Annotated in this window: 20 protein-coding genes; 8 read left to right on the plus strand and 12 right to left on the minus strand. The window is 46.1% G+C overall.

Annotation, left to right across the window (positions count from 1 at the left end; all coding sequences use genetic code 11):
* Positions 1-58: 58 nt before the first annotated feature.
* The 5 genes from PTQ21_RS31195 to PTQ21_RS31215 all read right to left on the minus strand — a co-directional run bounded on the left by PTQ21_RS31195 (position 59) and on the right by PTQ21_RS31215 (position 4572).
* Positions 59-715 carry a hypothetical protein gene (locus tag PTQ21_RS31195; RefSeq protein ID WP_274568430.1) on the minus strand — a complete coding sequence of 219 codons (657 nt, stop codon included), beginning with the start codon at positions 713-715 and terminating at the stop codon, positions 59-61.
* Positions 716-1234 (minus strand): DinB family protein, encoded by a 519-nt coding sequence (locus tag PTQ21_RS31200; protein WP_274568431.1) that lies wholly within the window; start codon positions 1232-1234, stop codon positions 716-718.
* Between the two features lie 95 nt (positions 1235-1329).
* Complete coding sequence (locus tag PTQ21_RS31205) at positions 1330-2301, minus strand: helix-turn-helix transcriptional regulator (RefSeq protein ID WP_274568433.1); 972 nt, start codon at positions 2299-2301, stop codon at positions 1330-1332.
* An 86-nt stretch (positions 2302-2387) separates the two neighbouring features.
* Positions 2388-3923: a replication initiation and membrane attachment family protein gene (locus PTQ21_RS31210; protein ID WP_063566106.1), complete on the minus strand. Its 1536-nt coding sequence runs from the start codon at positions 3921-3923 to the stop codon at positions 2388-2390.
* 355 nt (positions 3924-4278) lie between these two features.
* Positions 4279-4572: a YuiB family protein gene (locus PTQ21_RS31215; protein ID WP_053783239.1), complete on the minus strand. Its 294-nt coding sequence runs from the start codon at positions 4570-4572 to the stop codon at positions 4279-4281.
* Positions 4573-4801: 229 nt separating this feature from the next.
* On the opposite strand from PTQ21_RS31215, the gene hemQ reads away from it, so the two are divergent.
* Positions 4802-5548, plus strand: a complete 747-nt coding sequence (gene hemQ / locus PTQ21_RS31220; protein ID WP_063566107.1) for a hydrogen peroxide-dependent heme synthase — start codon at positions 4802-4804, stop codon at positions 5546-5548.
* Between the two features lie 133 nt (positions 5549-5681).
* Here hemQ and PTQ21_RS31225 read toward each other — a convergent pair whose 3' ends face one another.
* Together PTQ21_RS31225 and PTQ21_RS31230 are read right to left on the minus strand one after the other, a co-directional pair.
* Positions 5682-5936 (minus strand): hypothetical protein, encoded by a 255-nt coding sequence (locus PTQ21_RS31225; RefSeq protein ID WP_072735482.1) that lies wholly within the window; start codon positions 5934-5936, stop codon positions 5682-5684.
* Positions 5933-7126, minus strand: a complete 1194-nt coding sequence (locus PTQ21_RS31230; RefSeq protein WP_024632649.1) for an NAD(P)/FAD-dependent oxidoreductase — start codon at positions 7124-7126, stop codon at positions 5933-5935. Before PTQ21_RS31230 ends, PTQ21_RS31225 begins: the two co-directional genes overlap by 4 nt.
* A gap of 534 nt (positions 7127-7660) precedes the next feature.
* Here PTQ21_RS31230 and PTQ21_RS31235 point away from each other — a divergent pair.
* Together PTQ21_RS31235 and PTQ21_RS31240 are read left to right on the plus strand one after the other, a co-directional pair.
* Positions 7661-8635 (plus strand): NAD(P)/FAD-dependent oxidoreductase, encoded by a 975-nt coding sequence (locus PTQ21_RS31235; protein ID WP_211754064.1) that lies wholly within the window; start codon positions 7661-7663, stop codon positions 8633-8635.
* 84 nt (positions 8636-8719) lie between these two features.
* Positions 8720-8971 carry a hypothetical protein gene (locus PTQ21_RS31240; RefSeq protein ID WP_072735483.1) on the plus strand — a complete coding sequence of 84 codons (252 nt, stop codon included), beginning with the start codon at positions 8720-8722 and terminating at the stop codon, positions 8969-8971.
* A 21-nt stretch (positions 8972-8992) separates the two neighbouring features.
* Here the strand turns inward: PTQ21_RS31240 and sda are convergent, their stop codons facing one another.
* Complete coding sequence (gene sda / locus PTQ21_RS31245; protein WP_024632651.1) at positions 8993-9136, minus strand: sporulation histidine kinase inhibitor Sda; 144 nt, start codon at positions 9134-9136, stop codon at positions 8993-8995.
* Between the two features lie 355 nt (positions 9137-9491).
* A complete protein-coding gene (locus PTQ21_RS31250; RefSeq protein WP_063566108.1) occupies positions 9492-10151 on the minus strand; it encodes a YheC/YheD family protein in 660 nt (219 codons plus the stop codon).
* A 236-nt stretch (positions 10152-10387) separates the two neighbouring features.
* Here PTQ21_RS31250 and PTQ21_RS31255 point away from each other — a divergent pair, with 236 nt between their 5' ends.
* On the plus strand, positions 10388-10642 hold the full coding sequence (locus tag PTQ21_RS31255; protein WP_063566109.1) for a hypothetical protein: 255 nt from the start codon (positions 10388-10390) through the stop codon (positions 10640-10642).
* A gap of 26 nt (positions 10643-10668) precedes the next feature.
* Positions 10669-12195: a Ppx/GppA phosphatase family protein gene (locus tag PTQ21_RS31260; RefSeq protein ID WP_274568436.1), complete on the plus strand. Its 1527-nt coding sequence runs from the start codon at positions 10669-10671 to the stop codon at positions 12193-12195.
* Here PTQ21_RS31260 and ppk1 read toward each other — a convergent pair.
* Positions 12155-14236, minus strand: a complete 2082-nt coding sequence (gene ppk1 / locus PTQ21_RS31265) for a polyphosphate kinase 1 (protein ID WP_063566111.1) — start codon at positions 14234-14236, stop codon at positions 12155-12157. The genes PTQ21_RS31260 and ppk1 overlap by 41 nt on opposite strands.
* Positions 14237-14483: 247 nt before the next feature.
* Here ppk1 and PTQ21_RS31270 point away from each other — a divergent pair, with 247 nt between their 5' ends.
* From PTQ21_RS31270 to PTQ21_RS31280, 3 genes are all read left to right on the plus strand, one after another.
* Complete coding sequence (locus tag PTQ21_RS31270) at positions 14484-14711, plus strand: hypothetical protein (protein WP_072735535.1); 228 nt, start codon at positions 14484-14486, stop codon at positions 14709-14711.
* Positions 14712-15127: 416 nt separating this feature from the next.
* Positions 15128-16108, plus strand: coding sequence for a glycoside hydrolase family 53 protein (locus tag PTQ21_RS31275; RefSeq protein WP_274570594.1), 981 nt, complete (start codon positions 15128-15130; stop codon positions 16106-16108).
* A 487-nt stretch (positions 16109-16595) separates the two neighbouring features.
* Positions 16596-17105 (plus strand): hypothetical protein, encoded by a 510-nt coding sequence (locus PTQ21_RS31280; RefSeq protein ID WP_064635715.1) that lies wholly within the window; start codon positions 16596-16598, stop codon positions 17103-17105.
* A gap of 96 nt (positions 17106-17201) precedes the next feature.
* Here the strand turns inward: PTQ21_RS31280 and PTQ21_RS31285 are convergent, their stop codons facing one another.
* Both PTQ21_RS31285 and PTQ21_RS31290 read right to left on the minus strand, forming a co-directional pair.
* Complete coding sequence (locus PTQ21_RS31285) at positions 17202-17843, minus strand: NAD(P)-dependent oxidoreductase (RefSeq protein WP_090954683.1); 642 nt, start codon at positions 17841-17843, stop codon at positions 17202-17204.
* Positions 17844-18061: 218 nt separating this feature from the next.
* Positions 18062-18418, minus strand: coding sequence for a HesB/IscA family protein (locus PTQ21_RS31290; protein WP_063566114.1), 357 nt, complete (start codon positions 18416-18418; stop codon positions 18062-18064).
* Positions 18419-18914 lie beyond the last annotated feature (496 nt).

Raw genomic sequence — 18914 nt, forward strand, 5'->3', positions numbered from 1 at the left:
CGCTTCCCTAAAGGAAGTCGAAAGGGCCTAATTTATGTTTGGCACTTTTAATTTAACCCTACAATACGCCGTTCATCCCACCAAATATCCGACCTAAAACATTAAAATAGATCATAATAAATGACAATATAACTGCTATCGATAGAATGGGTAAAAATTGTTTTTTATTTATCGGTATGATCAGCAACAACACAACAATCATGATTAAATATATTATCATAAGGACTGGAATTAAATAGTAATGAGTGTGAATGGGTAAGTAAGCGTGACGTAATTGAAACCCTTCTGACAGTAATAATGTAATGGGGAGAGCTGCAACAACATTAGATAACAGCCCATTCCCACGTGCATACCACATAATATAAGCACAGATCGGAGATACCACCGCACATATCCCCCAAAAAAACATAGCCTTCTCTGGAGAAAAATGTAGAAATAACACGGTGTAAACATAATACACGGTCAGCATTGACCCAAAAAAGATGAATATTTTTACTGCCGCCAATTTTGGAGAATAGCTAAAAACCGCTATAAGCGCTGCAACAAATACCCATACACCCAGACGACCACCTATACTGTCAAATATAGGGTTTACCCCCGGAACATCAACAAGTTTGGCTGCCACCCCAATGATAACTCCGATCAGCATGGCATACCCTATCGATACAACTTTTTGTTTTGTGGTTGATTCGCTCTTCACTCTAATCTGATTCATTTACCCTTGAACTTTCTGCTGTTCCAACAAATAAAATATATAATCGGTTGGCACACCGCTATAACCCTGCTGTCTCAACATCGCCGTCACATTGCCCCGATGATACGTCCCGTGGTTGACAACATGCTGCAGGATGTCGGAAAAACGTGTTTCCATTTTACCGTATTTTGGATGCTCGATCGTCATCTTCTTGTCCGGTTCAGGCGTATTCCGCAGTAAATCGCGGAAACGTTCAGCAACGCTGCCAAACAGCTCCTGCATCTCATTCACAGTTTTACCCTGCGCTTCCTCAGTCCAGCCCGAGATTTTCGGGAAGATCTCCTCGTTCGGAACTTCCGCGAGCACGAGCATATAGAGCTGTTCGAACAAATACATGTGCGCACATGTTTGTGATACAGATGGGAACACGCTCGTCACTTCCGCATGGAATACCTCCTCTGGGAGTTGCTCCAGGTGTGCAAACAATCGATCGTTTGCCCAAACATGATAGTCATACTGTTGGTATGGTTGTTGAAGCATCGATAAATTCACCTTTCCCTTCTTCGCATGGTTTGGCTGCCGCTGCTGTGTCTTTATCATATAACAAGTTCGCTGACAAATGTTGTCAGCAAACTTCAATTCGGATCGTTTTCATAATGTTTGGCGATACCGTATGCCTTTTCTTGAATCCGCCGCTTCAACTCCAGTGGTTCGCGGATGCGAATGGCCGTGCCGAACGTCAGGAGATATGTCGGAAGGTACTTGTTCATCGTCGGAGCATCGATCAGAAACCGTGCCTCCCGATCGGTTCGCTCCGTCAAATAGTGGCGCAGATGCCAGTGGTTGCAAACCGCATTAAGCGTGTCAGGCTGTCCCTCGATACGGATAACGGTTAACGGCCCATCTGCCTCCCGTCTCTGGTTGGACTGCTCACAGAAAAACGCGGACGCAGAGAAAGACTCCAGCTTGTCAAACCTCGCTTCGGTTGACTCCAGCTGTTCGATTCGTTCGACGCGAAACGTCCGCATCGCCTGCGACCGATGGCAGAACGCGACAATGTACCATTCATTTCGGTCATACGCTAGCCCATATGGATCGACTTCACGTTCGTCAGCCTGCTCCGCATTCGCTTTGCGATAGACCATACGGACCGTTCGCCCGTCTTTCGTCGCTTGTTCCAAGTCCCGCAACAACGGAACTACAGAAGGTGCACGCGCTGAAGAAACGACGTCCAAGCTGCTCTGCTGGCGAGACAGATCGTGGCGCTGCTCCTCGTGCAGTCCGTTCTCCACCTTCTTCAACGCATACTCCAGCTCCTGCACATACGGATAACCAGCACCTTGGGCAAATTTAAACGCATCCACAAGTGCCTTCAACTCTACAGAGTTGAAGAACAATGGCGTTTCCTTAAAACTCTCCAGAATATGAACACCGCCATCATGGCCCGATTCCGCAACGACCGGCACGCCACTTGCGCATAATGCGTCGATATATCGGTACACGGTGCGGACGCTAATCTCCAAATTGTCTGCGATCTGAGCGGCGGTGAACTTTCTTCCGGATCGCAGCATCCAAAGCATGGACAGCATGTTATCCCATTTCGCCATCGGGAGTCCCCCTCTTTTCTTGAAAGAATAAAAGGCGAGTCTCCTTTAATTTAGGTGACTCGCCTTTTGGATGTATATTATGAAAATTATGAAGTTCCCTTTTGTTTGCTTGCCTGCATCTGCTGGGCAAACCTCATCATCTCTTCGAACTCTTCTTCGGATACGGCATCGCCGTCGGCGCCTATGTCTTGTACAATCGGAATTTCGGGTTTGGCTTTGGTTCCTTTGCCGTATGTACGGGAACGGGTTCCAGCTGCACCAGCAGCCTGTTTGCCTTTGACCTTAGCTTGGTCACGAATGTATTGTACCGCCTTCTCATAGGAATTCACCTGCTTGAGCAGCATGTTGGAGGCAATAGCCTCAACAAAGTTACGGTTAATTCTTTGCTCACCGCCGGATACAAGCAATGCCATCAAATAATGAATCAGCACATTGATCACTTCACCAGGCAACTTGTAACTGAGGTCGATCTTCTCAAAAATGTCCACCAGGTTGTCCGGTACGGCACCAGGGAAGAACGTCTGAAGCAATCGTGTGTAAGGCTCATTACGCAGCATCATATTGTATTGATGAATATCACACTTGGTCGAAAATTGCGGAGGCACTTCGACGTAGTATTCCATCTGTACCACATGTTCGACAGGCGGTTCACCGGAATCCTCTTTATGCTCAGGCTCCTCCATATGCTGTCTGAGAGCAACAACCTTCGCTGCCTGCACCGTCTGCTGCTCATGTCGCTTCTTGGTCTGTCTGAACTGCAGGCTTGCCTTGTGTTGAAGATCATCCAGCACCAGCTGCCCCTGTGGGTTAAAGATATCATCTTCATCCAACAAACGACATACATCCTGTACGCTGAGATTGAACTTGTTCACCACATAATTCACAATGCCGAGCTGTTCGTGATCGAACCGCAATTGCTCCACATGACGGCGATTGACCGACTCACGCGGAAAACGCAATATAATGTCGGCATAATTCAGGCTGTTCTCTTCGGCCGCACCACTTATCCCGCTGCGCTGGGCCGAAGTCGAAACTTCCGACAACGCTTGTTCCAGTTCATAATCAATGACATGGGTATTCAATTCAAATATATCGTAAAAAGGAACGGAAATATTCTCTTTATTCGCTGCTGGGTAAGGCGCGTCACCGCTCTCTATCGCCGAAAAACCGGAACGTAGTGAGAGTACGGCGAACTTGCCGATTTTGTCACGAAGCAACAGTGTCAAATGCTGTGTACGGAAAAATTCTGCCGGAGAGAGCGGAGGTTGCAGCTCATATTCATAAATGTAGTCGTCATTTTCCGGAATATACAGCCGAGAAGTCTGAAGCAAACCAACGGCTTCAAGCTTGGATGCCTGCTCCACCAAATACTTGCGCCCTTTCTCGCTGGGCTCGAGTCCCAACGTCATGAACAGCCTCCGTTGCTGTTCAAGCGGCGAGTAACCGACCTGTTCACCGGGAAGATGCTGAAATAGCAGTCGATACAAGCCTATCGCAAAGGCACCTACCATTGGCTGATACGCTCCGGTGAGCATGCGGTCATCCAGGGCACTAAGTCCAAACTCCCTGTATACGCAGTAGCGATGATGTTCAGTATAATGGTGCAAATTCTTCATGCGCATAGCTTGATCTCCTTCTCCCCAAAAGTATGTTTATCTATTCTATCATAAATGTCCGATCCTCAAATGCTCAAAAACAGGTAAAAAACGGACCTGTTCTCGCTCCGTTTCGTCCTAGGTCGACAGCATTCACGTTTTCGCAGAGTTGCTAGATTACTATAAAAGCTACAGCCTTAGAACACAAGTAAACATATGGAGAAATGTTATCCAGATATATATGAGACATGTCCGCATTATCATGCACAATTTTTTGATGCATGCCAAAAAGCCTTCCCTTTGCACTCGTAAGCGTTTACGACAAAGGCAAGACCTTTACGGAAAATGCAGTCCAGCGTTTGCTGCCAAATTGGCTAGCCGATTAAAACATTTTGTACCCACCCAGACGAAGTTTGCGAATGGCCCAGCCACTGATGACCGCTCCAGCAAGTCCAGCTACGCCCGTCATATAGTCTACAATATGGAAAGAACCCAAATGCGACATCAACGATGCCGTATGATCCCATAAGGAATACACGACGACAGGCAGAATGACAATAATGAACAGATAGGAAGGAAACCAGGTTGTCTTCATCAGCATATTCAGAATGAAACCGATACCAAACATCATAACGAAAAATAACACCATTAATACCAGCACAGGTATAAACTGCATCGGGTGACGTTCACCTCTTCTTTCACTGACTCGGTTTCTCTTACTACGGATAGTAGATAGTGTACCGCAAAAAATGTGGCGAAGCAACGAACTTTCTGGACAAATTTCCCTATATTCACCTTCTCTTCATTTGCCCTTCTGCTTCCTGTTGGGATACAATGAAGACGATAAAGTACTCAACCGTCCCTACCGGGATTTGGAAATATAACCTGCAGGAGGAATCAATTCAATGAACGAAGCCGCATCAACACTGGAGGGCTGGTACGCCCTGCACGACTTCCGCTCGATTAACTGGGCCGCCTGGAAAGCAGCCGATGATGAGGAACGCGCCGTAGCACTGGACGAGCTTCAGGCATTCTGGAAGGAATGGAAAGCAGTAGAGGATTCATCCAAAGGAAGCACTGTCGTTTATACCGTTGTAGGACAGAAGGCTGACCTTGTCATGATGCACTTGCGTGAAACGCTCGAAGATTTGAAAGCCGTTGAGAACGCGTTTAACAAAACGATGTTTGCCCAGTACACCACCAAATCATATTCTTATGTCAGTGTAGTGGAACTGAGCAATTATCTTGGCAAAGAGGGCGAAGACCCTATGCAGAACCCGGAAATTATCGCCCGTCTCAAACCGGTCCTGCCACAGCGGCAATACATCTGCTTCTACCCGATGAACAAAAAACGCGAGCTGAACGACAACTGGTACATGCTGTCGATGGACGAGCGTCGTACGATGATGCGCAGCCACGGCATGATTGGTCGCAGTTACGCTGGCAAAGTGAAACAAATCATTACCGGTTCCGTTGGTTTCGACGACTGGGAATGGGGCGTTACCTTGTTTGCGGATGATGCACTTCAGTTCAAGAAGCTCGTTTACGAGATGCGTTTTGATGAAGTCAGTGCCCGTTATGGCGAATTCGGCTCTTTCTATGTAGGAAGCCTGCTGAACGAAGGAACATTGGAAGAGATGCTCAAGCTGTAAATCGGATAAATTACAAAAAGCACCGCGACACCTCCATTAAGGATAGGATCAGCGGTGCTTTTACTTTTTCAAATGAATATGAAATGTTCAATAATAAATGGATGACTCATGATCTTTGGGATAACGTGAATGCTTAATCCTGATCCTCTTCATCAATCGCTTTCAGAGATTCCAAAAACTCAGCCGTTGCCCGGTCACGGTCACGTCCCTTCTCCTTAAGCCGCTCAATGGCAGGCAAAATGAGAATATCAACTTCCTTCTGAACGATATAAGCTAGATCATACTGATCCTGTTCCTCCAGATAACCGCCAACCTGCATCAGGGCGTTGTAACGATCCAGTTCTTCGCGTGTGAGTAATCCTCTGACCTGAACACTGCAATGTCTCATCCAAAAAACCGCCCTTTCTTCAGAACCAAAGGAATGCCACCGATGATAAACAAGTACCGGAGATCCACCAGCTTTTTCAGCTGAGCCGCCTTCCATCCCTTGTATTTCTTACCGCCTACGACGGCGATAGCTTCACCTTTCCCCAGTGACGCAACCGTACCTTTACTTGTAAACACAAAAGGTTGAGGCTGCTTTTTGCGGATGGCAGCGACAACGTTTTTGGCACAGTTAACACCTTGCTGCATCGCAATCTGAGCTGTTGGTGGATATGGGCGCCCTTCGTTGTTGAACACGAGGGAATTGTCACCGATGACATAGACGTGCTCATGCCCTGGGGCACGAAGGAATTCATCGACCTTCACCCGTCCGCGCATCACTTCAAGACCTGCCTGCTCAAGCAGAGCATTCCCACGAATACCGCCGGTCCATACGACCGTTGCTGCATCGAGTTTTTCTCCTTCACCCACAATGACTCCGTCTGGCAGACATTGTTTGATCGGAACACCGATTTTAAAAGTAACACCTTTTTTCTTCAACACGTTCATTGCATGCTCAACCAATTCTGGATCAAAGCCCGGCAGAGCTGAAGGCGCTGCTTCCACATTATAGATGTGCACATTTTTGGGATTCACGTCGAACTCCTTGCAAAGCTGAGGAATGCGATCCGCAAGTTCAGCCACGAATTCGACACCACTGAAGCCAGCCCCACCCACAACAAAACGAATGCGGTTACGTTTATTATCGTTTTTGTACATAGCAAACTGATATTCGATATGCTCGCGAATCATTCTGACCGAGTTAATGCTGCGAATTGTCATGGCATGATCGAGCATGCCTGGAATACCGAAGGTCTCCGGTTCCCCACCCAATCCAATAATCAGATAATCATAGGATAACGTGCCATCCTCCAGAATAATCTTCCGATCCTGCAGGCGGATCTCTTTCACCGAGGATTTGACCAGATCAATCTTGAACTCGTCAATCAGCTTCGAAATCGGGACCCTTGCATGTTCAATGGTATCTGTGCCGGCTGCCGGCATATGTAGATGTGTAGTGATATAATGATAATCATGCCGGTTCACCAATGTGACATCGGCCTCGTTATAGTTCAATTCCTTCTGCAGCCGCTGGGCTGTCAGAATCCCGCCATAGCCCGCGCCGAGGATGACGATTTTGGGAATACTGCTCATGTCTATACCCCTTCCGGTTTCGTTGCATCAGCCATTCGATTGTTTTGTTGTAAAAAGGCTCTTACTTACCCATATTGATGAGGTCTTATCCATTATGACGACAAATGTTAACTTCGCGAATTTATTTGAACTTTTTGCATGCAAGTTATCGATTAAAATTGTGAAATTATACACAAGATTCAACAAAACGCGGGTATTGTCTTCACATTACAAATTGGGGCTAAATTAGACAAAAAAACACATAGTACAGGTCAAGGATATCTGTATTTCTGGCAAAGATCAAGGTTTTTTTTGTTATTTTTCATAACCTTTCATTTCCAATTTCATCCTATTCTCACCTGATCTTCATCTATTGTTCCCAGATTCATCAAACTGCCAACTTTGCAACCCAGTTTACACCGTTTATAATGAGAAAGACAGTTCAGCAACAAACGCTGGTTACCATACGTACCCGGCTTTATTATTTCTGTTAACTACCTATTAAAATAAGAAAGGTGTTGTTGATTCTTGACTGCACAAACTGCCGGTCATGACATGACCGATTTACTTATTATTGGTGGCGGCCCTGCGGGTCTGTTCGCCGCGTTTTACGGAGGGATGCGTCAGGCATCTGTTACTCTGGTTGAAAGTATGCCACAACTTGGTGGACAACTTGCCGCCCTCTATCCCGAAAAATTCATCTATGATGTAGCCGGGTTCCCGAAAGTTACCGCTCAGGAACTCGTGAATAATCTGGTGGAGCAAATGAGCCATTTTAACCCGAACATCCGTCTTGAGGAAAAGGTTGTATCCGTAGAGAAATTAGAAGAACGTCACTTCGTCGTAAAAACCGATGTGAATGAATATCACGCCAAAGCCGTAATTATCACTGCTGGTGTGGGTGCATTCGAACCCCGTCGTCTGGAGCTTGAGGGTGCGGCCAAATTCGAAAAAACCAATCTGCACTACTTTATCAGTGACCTGAATGCCTTTGCAGGCAAAAAAGTACTGATCAGCGGTGGCGGTGACTCCGCTGTAGACTGGGCGCTTATGCTTGAGCCAATCGCTGAGCAAGTAACCCTGATTCATCGCCGCGACAAATTCCGCGCGCATGAGCACAGTGTCGAAAACCTGATGAATTCCAAGGTGAACATCGTTACACCTACCGAAATTACGGAGCTTCATGGTGAGGACAGCATTACCAAAGTTACTTTGGCTCACGTTAAAACCAAGGAAACACAGGAAATTGAAGTCGATGATGTAATCGTCAATTTTGGCTTTGTCTCTTCCCTGGGACCTATTGCAGAATGGGGCATCGAAATTGATAGCAATTCCATCGTGGTCGATTCCCGCATGGAAACTTCGATTCCGGGTATCTATGCTGCCGGAGATATTACAACTTATCCAGGCAAGCTGAAGCTGATTGCTGTCGGATTCGGTGAAGCACCAACCGCAGTGAACAATGCCAAGGTTTACTTCGACCCAGACGCTAAGTTGTCCCCGGGACACAGCAGTAACATGAAGCGCTAATTCCTTATGGAATCATATAGAACATAAAAGACACAAAAAAGGGTATCTTACTCCTGAATGAATTGAACATCAGGAGGGATACCCTTGTCTTATATATGCCCGCTGTGTAACGGTCTGGTTGTACCGGAGCAGGCTTGTCCCCACTGCCTTCAGGGACTGTCAGAATGCGGCAAATTGGACGATTACACCGGACCATACAGCCCCTACGTCATTCACACTTCCTCTGACACGGCAGACGAAGCCGAAAACGTTTGCAATCATATGATGTACTGTCACCATTGTCAGACAAGCACGCTATGGCCTGTCAATCTATGGGACATGTCCGGAAACCTGTAGCATTGCCTGCAATGAGGATCTCTAGTGAAGAATGGCAGATACGTCGGTACCCAGTTTGCGCTTATGGATTTCTGCCAACAGCAGTGCGATGAAATCTCGTTCGAGATCCAACTCAATCGCCTTATGGTAGGAATCCAACAACATCTCATCGGATAACATAGCCATTTCCCGCCACAACCTTTCCTTTTTTTTCCTCAAAACTATCATATCAGAGATTTATAAAGAGAACAAGCGTTCTTGTTATCCACAACGTTATGTGGAAATCCTGTGTATAGTTTGTTGATAAATGGTAAAAATGTTGATTGATCAACGTGGATAGTGTGGACAGTATTTATACACAGGATCGTAGCTTACCGAACAGAACGATTATCAGAGCATTTTTTTTAGAATAAATTCATAGTTTCAAGAGTTGATGCGAGTAAATTACCCTTAATTGTTAAATTTCAAACGTTTTCCATCTAGTTTCCTACTATATTACTATCGGATTTTCTTTGGATTTTTTTAGCTTTTTTAACCATTTTCATTGCGGTCTGGTGTTCACTTCCAAAATCCATATCTTGCCTGAATGATCCAGTCCATAATCGAAGCCGAGCTGCCCCACACCTGGGAACTGACTTTCCATGATATGTGTACAGGTGAGTGTCAGTGAACGCATCTCGCGACGTTTATGTTTACCGGAAATATGAGGTAAGGACAGAGCGAGCGCTCTCCTACCGGACAGCATCGTCCCTCCTTTGCTAAGATTGGTCACGACAAGTCCCGGACGAGCGAGCCGTCCCACCATAGAACGGAATACCCAGCCTCTTTCCGTCTTGACAACTTTGACTCTGTAATCGATTGGTCTGCCTTGAATGGTTGCGAGATGAATGCCTTGTTGAATAAGGTATCTCCGTCTGGCTTTTACACGGATTAGGGAGCGGTACATCTGATCAAACTGAGTAAATGAACGGGTTATCTTCATATGAGTGTAACGATAGGCTCCTCCGCTTCCTGATACTCTAATGACACCGTAACCTCCACCACCGACAACAGGTTTGATATACACCATTCCATAATGACTAAGCATGTTTAGCAGATTCCCCGAGTTGAACGCCTTCGTCTGTGGAATGTGGACAGCAGCTACCGGATATTTTAACAGCGCCGCTGTCTTCAGCCATTTGCTTGCAAGCTGTCTCGACATGGGTTGATCTCCTTTCGTGAACAATAGTCCTTCCTTATACATACTCAACAGAAGCCGTGCTTTCTTGGATGTCTGTCCAAGGCTGGGGCCCCTTTTCCGTTGATATAGTCCATCAGCTTGGTTCAAGGCCGGAACAGGCGCCTGGTTTGCTTTTCAAACGCATCAATCTATCGTATGCTACTAAGGAATGGTTTGGAGAGGCTTAAATATGAGGATCTAAGGAGCGTTCAGAAGACATGGAATCATTTTTTAAATCACTGTATGGCGTAGCCTATTTTGCAATTTCTATCGTTCTGGTAGCCATTACGGTACTTCTATTCGTTACAGGTATTCGACTGTTTATGAAGAAAAGCAATCGCGGTTTTGCTGTAAGTTGTATTCTGTTTGCCTGCTTTATCGTCTTCATCATTGTGGTCATGCTGACCACGCCCTTCTCCTCGACGCCTCCGGGTTCACCGGAAGCCATGGCTGCCTTGCTGAAAGTCGGGTAGATTAACCTCTGTAGAAGGAGATGCTTATGACACATAATCAAATACTCGGAATCATCGATATCGGCTCCAATTCCATTCGTCTGGTTATTTATGAACTCGACCAGGATGGAGCCTATCGCATCATTCATGAAGACAAATATGCCGCTCGTCTAAGCAATGTAGTTGAACAAGACGGAACCATCCTGCGACATTCACTGGACAAGGCCATTACGATTTTGCGACAATTCAGGGCTACTTGCGAAGCATATCAAACCAAGCTTATCCGCGCTGCAGCCACGGCTGCGATTCGAAATGCAGGCAATGCCCCAGAAATTATAGGTTGGTTGGAAGCCGAGACGGGACTTACCATCGAATGTGTATCCGGCGATCAGGAAGCCTATTACGGTTTCCTTGGAGTCACTCAATCGATTGATCTGGCAGATGGTTATGTCGTGGATATTGGCGGTGGCAGTACCGAGATCACTGTATTCCGTGATCGAAAAAGACTGCACAGCATCTCTCTGCCTATTGGTGCGGTTAACTCACATGCCCGTTATGGTGGAGAAGATCAGTGGACTGAGGAAAATGCAGCTGCGCTATGTAATGAAGTTATACAGGCATTGAGCGGTCAGGATTGGATCAGACAACATCCCGGACTACCTCTTATTGGACTTGGTGGCACCATGCGTACACTGGCCAAAATCGAGCAGAAGAGAACACAATACTCACTACCGGTTACGCATCATTATGAAATCGGTGCAGAAGAGATGGAAAATATCGCTCGTTCTTTGCCACATCTAACCTCGGCACAACGCAAGAAAGTACCCGGACTTGCCAAGGATCGTGCCGACATTATTGTTCCAGGTGTACTCATATTGCGGACGGTCTTCCGAATCATCCAAGGGGATCGTTATGTCGTGAGCGGAGCGGGATTACGCGATGGTTTGCTAAGGGATCTCCTTGCTGAAGGTAAGTCAGTCGTGCCAGATGCGCTGCGGGACAGCATTCGCAACTTCATTCATTTTGGTCCACCCATTCCGGAGAAACGTCTGAATCGGATTCACCATGATGCGCTTACTCTGTATACTGCCCTACAAGGTAATGCTCCCGATCCAGCGGATGCCCGAATTCTGTATACGGTCTCCATGCTGCACATGGCTGGAAAACAGATTAACTACTTCCGGTATCCCCAGCACTCGGCTTATTGGATCATGAATGCAAGCATCTACGGACTATCTCACCGGGAGACCATCCTGAGTGCTGTTGCAGCCGATTATCATCCCAAAAAAAGAACGCCCCAGCTGCTGCATAAGCACAAGGACATTCTCAAGGATTCGGACGAACGGCATGCCCATCGTTTGGGCTCTCTGCTGCGCGTGACTGAAGCGATTAATCGATCTGAAAGTATAACCGCCATAAAGGCGGCAAAAGAAAACGACTCCCTGCAGATGCAATTCATCTGTACAGCAGAGCCGTTACTGGAACTCAGTGGCCTTGACGATGCCGTCAAGGATTTACAGGAAGCTTGGGGAGTTACGTTAACGCACTCCATTCAGCAGGCTTCCAGGGAATAATGCCCATCGCCTCCGTCTGACTTCTCAGCGGGGGCTTTTCATTTTGTACAAAAACATAATTGCCGCCAGGCATAAGCTCTCTTGCCTTCACATTATCCATGAGCGACAGATTCAATATATCGACCAGCATCTTCTTCAACTCCGGATCAAACACGGGACACATCAGTTCTATTCTCCGCTTCAAATTACGGGTCATCCAGTCTGCGCTGGATAGATACACATCCGGGTTCCCGCTATTTTCAAAATAAAACAGTCTGGAGTGTTCCAGAAACCGGTCCACGATGCTGATTACCCGAATATTCTCGCTAAGTCCTTCTACCCCGGGACGCAAGCAGCATACACCGCGCACGATTAGATCGATCTGTACTCCAGCTTGAGATGCCAGATACAATTCATCAATGATATCCTGATGGGATAAGGAATTGATTTTGGCAATAATCCTGGATGGTCTTCCCTTGAAGGCATGCTCCCTTTCCCGACGAATGAGCGCGAACAGTTCATCCTTCATGCCGTCAGGGGCGACGCGGAATGCTTGCAACGCTTTGGGTCCTGAATATCCGGTAATCTCATTAAACAATTCCGATGCATCCTCACCAATGATGGGATTGGAGGTAAACAGTCCTACATCGGTGTATATTTTGGCCGTACTTTCATTATAGTTACCTGTTCCAACATGCACGTACCTTCTCAGACCACTCTGTTCCCTGCGTACGACGAGAATAATCTTGGCATGAGTCTTTAATCCGACCAATCCATATACGACATGACAACCTGACTTCTCCAGCGTGCGGGCCCATGCAATATTCCGTTCTTCATCAAATCTGGCTTTTAATTCAACAACAACCGTCACCTGTTTGCCGCTCTCGGCTGCATGAGCCAGTGCGGGGATGAGACGGGAATCCCCATTCACCCGATATAACGTCATTTTGATCGCCATCACACGCGGATCTTCCGAAGCTTCCACAATAAAGTCCGTTACCGGTTCAAACGATTCGTATGGATGATGCACGAGCACGTCCCGTTTACGCAGCAGTTCAAAGTGACTTTCCCGAGGAAGGAACTCCAGAGGATACACAGGCTGCACCGGACTATATTTCAAATGAGAGAAGCCTTCCAGACTATCTACAAACCCGGCCAGAAAGCTCAAATCCAATGGTCCATCGATCTCATACATAGGGTCTTGAATATCGAACTCTTCCTGCAACTCTAGCAACGCATCCGGGCGAAAATCCTTACAAATTTCCAGTCTTACCGGTGCTCCCCGGCGTCTGCGTCGCAGCTCCTTCTCAATCGCCTCAAGCAAATCCTCAGCTTCTTCTTCATTAATAGAAAGATCCGCATTGCGGGTCACTCTGAATTCCTGTACAGCCAGCGGCACATATCCGCTGAATAAGGTATGAATATGATGTTTGATGAGATCTTCAATCAGAATGAACGTTTTCTTTTTACTATTCGCCCTTAAAGGCGCCTGAACTACGCGCGGCAGATTGGAAGGCACCTGAACGATAGCCAAAAATGGCTCGCCCTCCTGCTCTTCTTCCTTCTGCAGCATCACGGACAGATATACAGATTTATTGTGTACCAGTGGGAATGGCCGGCTCGAATCGATAGCCATCGGTGTTAAAACCGGGAAAATGATCTCATGAAAATACTGGTCCATTGCTCGCTGTTGGGTCATATTCAGATCGGTATATTCCTGGAAATTCACGCCTTTCTTGGCGAGAAGACGAATGAGCTCCCGATAGGTTTTATATTGCTCGGCGACCATGGTCCCCGTTCGTTTAATCAATCTACGGTACAATCCGGCAGGGGTGTAGCCCGTAAAATCCTTTTGCGTAAATCCAGCCTTGATCTTCTCTTTCGTCTCCGCTACCCTTACACTTACGAACTCGTCCAGATTACTGGCGACAATACCAAGAAACCTCATGCGTTCCAGCAGAGGTGTTGTTGGATCTTGTGCCTCCTGGAGCACACGGCGATTGAATTCTACCCAACTTAAATCACGGTTAACGTAGTTACCTGTTTTGACATCTCTATGCATGTATGGCCTCCGAATTTGTTACATATCTATTCTTGGTTAGATGTTATGAACTAATTGTACTATTCGTGATTGGCTACAAGCGTCAGCGTAGTGTAAACGCTATGTAAAATTTATGTAAATGATACCTCATGACGATAACTTTTTCCATCCCTTTACAAAGAGCAGGAGACAGAGTAAAGTGATTTACAGTGTAAAATGTCCGGTTGCTGTCCACATTCTAAAATTGTTTTTGTTAAAGGAGTATATAATGAAATCGAATAAACCTAGAACGTTACAAAAAAATATAGAGTTTTTCACGGCTGCACTATCCCAATGCACGGTAACCGCATGGCAGGAAGATCCAGCTGGCGTATATTGTGAAGTAGGTCGCGGCATCGTAGAGCAGATCAGCGAAGACAGCGTGAGAATTCGCAACGATAACGGTACAAAGAGTCATTATGATCGGGATATCACGATGTTCCAAACCGAAAAATAAATTTTTCGTAAATATGAAAAAAAGACTAGCTTTCCGTAAAAGAGTGATGTATACTCTTGGCACAAGGAAAGGAGGTGCGTCAACATATCTAATCACATGTTGAACGTGTCCCTTACCCAATCCACTAGCTCAAATTAACTGATTCTGGTGGAGGCGCGGGATACGGATCAAGGTTTCAAAAAGCGCCACGGGTAGAAAAGCCGTCTTCGGACGGCTTTTTGTTTTGTCTTTTTTGGGGAGAGGTTGAAAAAACAACCAAAATATTGGAAATGGACCCTGTAGCTGAGTAAACAATGCTCGCTATAATTAGGTTGCAACTCAACCCATATTCGAGGAGGCATATTGTAATGTTCAAAAATGTAAGGGGTTTCAAAACATCCATCGCTCTGGTCTTTGTTTTGTTATTCACCTCCATTATGCTGCCCGCAGGCCAGCATGCCAGTGCAGCACCGAGCTTCGCCAAAGGAGCCGACATCAGTTGGGTGCCCGGGATGGAAGCGCAAGGCTACAAATGGAAAGACAAAAACGGCGTACAGCGTGATATTATTGATATTTTGAAAAATGATTACCAGATCAACTCCGTTCGTATTCGTGTCTTTGTTAATCCTTCGAACGATTATGGTAACGGTTACATGAACAAAGATCGTGCAGCTGCGCTGGCCCTGCGTGCCAAAAATGCAGGCATGAGTGTCATGCTGACGCTGCATTACAGTGATTCCTGGGCTGATCCGGGTCAACAAACGAAACCTGCAGCCTGGAAAAACTACACGTTCCAGCAGCTGATGGATGCTGTATGGAATCACACGCGTGAAGTTATGACGGCCATGCAGAGCAAAGGCGTAACCCCGGACTGGGTACAAATCGGTAACGAAACAAGCAACGGTATGTTATGGGAAGATGGAAAAGCATCCACCAACATGAAAAATTATGCGTGGCTGGTGAATACGGGCCATAATGCCGTAAAATCCATCAGCACCAGCACCAAAACAATTGTTCATTTGGCGAGCGGAGATGATAATGCCCTCTATGTATGGAATATCGGTGGTCTGATCGATAATGGTGCCAACTTTGACATGATTGCCATGTCCCTCTATCCTTCCGCTTCCGGCTGGAACACGGCTGTTACCAATGCTGTGAACAATGCCAAGGATCTGATCAACCGGTATGGTAAGGAGATTATCGTATCGGAAATCGGGATGGATAATACGCAACCAGCAGCCGGTAAAAGTTTTGTCGCAGCGATGAAAACGCAATTCCGCAACCTGCCAAACAGCAAAGGTAAAGGCGTATTCTATTGGGAGCCTGAAGCAACGCCGGGCTACAACGGTGGTTACAGCAAAGGTGCATGGCAGTCTAACGGCTTGCCGACCGTAATGTTGGAAGGATTTATCGACTAAACACGGGAATAAGTGACTGGTGAGCAGTAGGTGGCCGTTACGGGTACGGATCGTTCTTCTGATCGCTGTTATCCCCGGATTTTTTTGAATGTCCTATTTCATAGGACAAAATCCGGGGATAAAGGCGAACGCTACCGCTTCTTCAGAATCGATTCCGTCCCTCCACTACGCTCGCTGCTTATGAGACACTTCTAAAATGTGTTTAGTAGGAATTTGGGGTAGTAAAAAGAAAAGGCGCTGCTTCCGTTGGGGAGTAGCGCCTTTTTTTGAGAGTTGTAGTGAGTTGTTTGGGTTGGATGCTTTAAGCTAGGCTAGGTGGTTTGCTTCTTCAACTCAGTTAGATCGAATTCGTTGAATTGGTTTCATGTTAATTAGGAACGCTTGATGAATCTGAACGTAAATAGTCTTATCGCTCATATACTTATATAATATAAGATATAGAATTCAGACAGCACATGTGCAACCTTATTTCAAAGGTGGGGAATATATGGGATTTTTAAAAGAACTGGGTCAGTTTGCTGGAGAAGTTACCGGAAAAGTACTCGGCGGCACTGTCCGAGTGGCTGGAGAACTTACAGGCAGTCCATTCATTAAAGAAATTGGTAATGGCGTAGAAAAAGCTACGATTAATACAGGGAAAACCGTAGGACAACTTGCCAGCGGTACATATGATATGGCGAGTGGTGTGATCAGAAAAGACAACACAACGTTAGACGCCGGACTTGCCGATATTGGAGGAGCTGTTTCCAATACAGCTAAAGGTGTAGTGGTATCAGCTAAGTATGTGTATAACGGTGGCAAAGATGTTGTTGTCGGCATGAAAGACGAGGACATGGAGAGAGTCAAGCTCGGGGCTAAGAATCTAATTGCCGCTGCGGCAGTCACTACATTGGCTGTAGGACTCGTTGAGGTTGTAGATGGTGTTGAAAGTATGGAGTCGGCAGAGTCCGTAGAATTGATAGAAAATCCAAATACAGATGACGTTACACCTTCCTAGCATCGAGGATTTTAGAGCTTCAACTTCATACGAAAAAAATGGACGCTAATCAGTATAATGATTGGCGTCCATTTTTCATCTTCAACTTCAATTCAATTACTTCGCTTCGCCTACAACCGTAAAGCGTTCGTTCTTATGCTGCGGGTTTTCGATCTCATCGACCAAAGCGATGGCATAATCAGCATAGCTGATGTAACTGTTTCCTTCGCTGTTCACCAGAATCAGATCTTTACCAGACTCGTACTTGCCTGTTCGTACACCCTCTGGATTAAAGAATCCCGCCGGGCTCAGGAACGTCCATTGGATACCTGAAGAAGCTTGCAGATCCTGCAAGTTTTTACCCTGGTTGGTCGCTGTTGCTTTGTATGCATCAGGGAATCCAGGGGAGTCTACAACACGCAAGGTTTGAGTTTCATCTGTGAACAGACTGCCTGCACCACCAACAACGATCAGACGAGTATTCGGCGCCTCTTTCAGAACGTTAATCAGGGCTTGTCCTGCTTCCACATGCAGATTCTCTTTCCCGGCTGGCGCACCGAATGCATTGACGATCACGTCGAATGATTTGGCATCCTCTGCCGTGAGGTCGAATACATCTTTTTCAAGTACGTTCAGACTTTTATCTTCCACTTTGGATGCATTACGAACGATCGCTGTCACTTCATGCCCTCTATCCAACGCTTCTTTCAAAATCAAATTCCCTGCTTTGCCTGTCGCGCCAATGATTCCAATCTTCATCATAATCTCTCCTTTGTGATTAGGCTCTGTTAAATTTCATAATGTAACTATATTAGTTACAACATAACTTGTCAACTTCACCTCTCTATAAAAAAGCGTCCAGGTGCCCTCTTAATATGAACAACCAAAATACATACCAAGCCACCACGCAAAAAAAAGACCTCCATAACGTGATTAGTACAAGACTAATCCGCTATAGAGGCCGCAATTCACAAATATTAACAATCTTTATCCGGTACGCCTGCTTCTTCTCTCGTCCGGAAGGATGAGCCACAGCCGCATGTTGCCACTGCGTTCGGGTTGTGAATGGTGAAACCACCGGACATGCCGGATTCTTCAAAATCAATTTCCAGTCCATTCAAATATTTCAGGTTTTCCTTCTCTACAACAACCTTCATGTTCTGAATATCCATATAGAGGTCCTCATCGGACTCTTTATCGTCAAAGCCCATGGCGTACGAAAATCCGGTACAACCGCCCGGTGCTACGCCAAGACGCAAGAACATACCAGGTGTCTCTTGCTGCTCAAGCATTTCTTTCAATCTGTCTGCAGCCGTTTCGCTGATGCTAATCATGCCAGGTCACTCTCCTTTTTCATATAAAATCATGTTCAAAAAGGGCGCTTTTCAGTACCAAGAAGATGGGATGAAGATAGAAATGGAGTAGCGGAGCGTAGGCAAAACTACGTGAGCAACGGACATTTCGGCTGAATCCCATATTCGACGCTGAGATGCCGCTAGGCATCCTTCGTAATCAAAAGCGTACTTTTTGAACAACCTTTCGTTAACTCTTCTTTAAATTATACTCCACCCCGTCAAGGGGCTCAAGTCATCTTTGCCTGTTTCCGCGTTCCCCCTTAACTCCTTTTTCTTCCCAGTGTATTGAACCCCCGGGACACGAGGTTTATAATGAGTAGGTGATCGCTTTGAAATGTCGATATTTTGTCATGACTTATTCAGGCGATGGTCATATATAGAGTTGTAATTTTTTTCACATTTCGAGACTGTACGCAGTCCCCAATGCATATAGAGTCACAAGACTCATTTTGATGAAAAATCAGCTTTACGTACG

The sequence above is a fragment of the Paenibacillus marchantiae genome (assembly GCF_028771845.1).
GTDB lineage: Bacteria > Bacillota > Bacilli > Paenibacillales > Paenibacillaceae > Paenibacillus > Paenibacillus marchantiae.

Bases quoted from the DNA above. Each gene is read 5' to 3' on its own strand.
- PTQ21_RS31230 (WP_024632649.1), bottom strand. From the start codon at position 7,126: ATGAGCAGTATTCCCAAAATCGTCATCCTCGGCGCGGGCTATGGCGGG.
- PTQ21_RS31205 (WP_274568433.1), bottom strand. From the start codon at position 2,301: ATGGCGAAATGGGATAACATGCTGTCCATGCTTTGGATGCTGCGATCC.
- PTQ21_RS31260 (WP_274568436.1), top strand. From the start codon at position 10,669: ATGACACATAATCAAATACTCGGAATCATCGATATCGGCTCCAATTCC.
- hemQ (WP_063566107.1), top strand. From the start codon at position 4,802: ATGAACGAAGCCGCATCAACACTGGAGGGCTGGTACGCCCTGCACGAC.
- PTQ21_RS31225 (WP_072735482.1), bottom strand. From the start codon at position 5,936: ATGAGACATTGCAGTGTTCAGGTCAGAGGATTACTCACACGCGAAGAA.
- PTQ21_RS31215 (WP_053783239.1), bottom strand. From the start codon at position 4,572: ATGCAGTTTATACCTGTGCTGGTATTAATGGTGTTATTTTTCGTTATG.
- PTQ21_RS31275 (WP_274570594.1), top strand. From the start codon at position 15,128: ATGCTGCCCGCAGGCCAGCATGCCAGTGCAGCACCGAGCTTCGCCAAA.
- PTQ21_RS31270 (WP_072735535.1), top strand. From the start codon at position 14,484: ATGAAATCGAATAAACCTAGAACGTTACAAAAAAATATAGAGTTTTTC.
- PTQ21_RS31235 (WP_211754064.1), top strand. From the start codon at position 7,661: ATGACCGATTTACTTATTATTGGTGGCGGCCCTGCGGGTCTGTTCGCC.
- ppk1 (WP_063566111.1), bottom strand. From the start codon at position 14,236: ATGCATAGAGATGTCAAAACAGGTAACTACGTTAACCGTGATTTAAGT.
- PTQ21_RS31290 (WP_063566114.1), bottom strand. From the start codon at position 18,418: ATGATTAGCATCAGCGAAACGGCTGCAGACAGATTGAAAGAAATGCTT.
- PTQ21_RS31285 (WP_090954683.1), bottom strand. From the start codon at position 17,843: ATGAAGATTGGAATCATTGGCGCGACAGGCAAAGCAGGGAATTTGATT.
- sda (WP_024632651.1), bottom strand. From the start codon at position 9,136: ATGGCTATGTTATCCGATGAGATGTTGTTGGATTCCTACCATAAGGCG.
- PTQ21_RS31195 (WP_274568430.1), bottom strand. From the start codon at position 715: ATGAATCAGATTAGAGTGAAGAGCGAATCAACCACAAAACAAAAAGTT.
- PTQ21_RS31200 (WP_274568431.1), bottom strand. From the start codon at position 1,234: ATGCTTCAACAACCATACCAACAGTATGACTATCATGTTTGGGCAAAC.
- PTQ21_RS31210 (WP_063566106.1), bottom strand. From the start codon at position 3,923: ATGCGCATGAAGAATTTGCACCATTATACTGAACATCATCGCTACTGC.
- PTQ21_RS31255 (WP_063566109.1), top strand. From the start codon at position 10,388: ATGGAATCATTTTTTAAATCACTGTATGGCGTAGCCTATTTTGCAATT.
- PTQ21_RS31250 (WP_063566108.1), bottom strand. From the start codon at position 10,151: ATGTCGAGACAGCTTGCAAGCAAATGGCTGAAGACAGCGGCGCTGTTA.
- PTQ21_RS31280 (WP_064635715.1), top strand. From the start codon at position 16,596: ATGGGATTTTTAAAAGAACTGGGTCAGTTTGCTGGAGAAGTTACCGGA.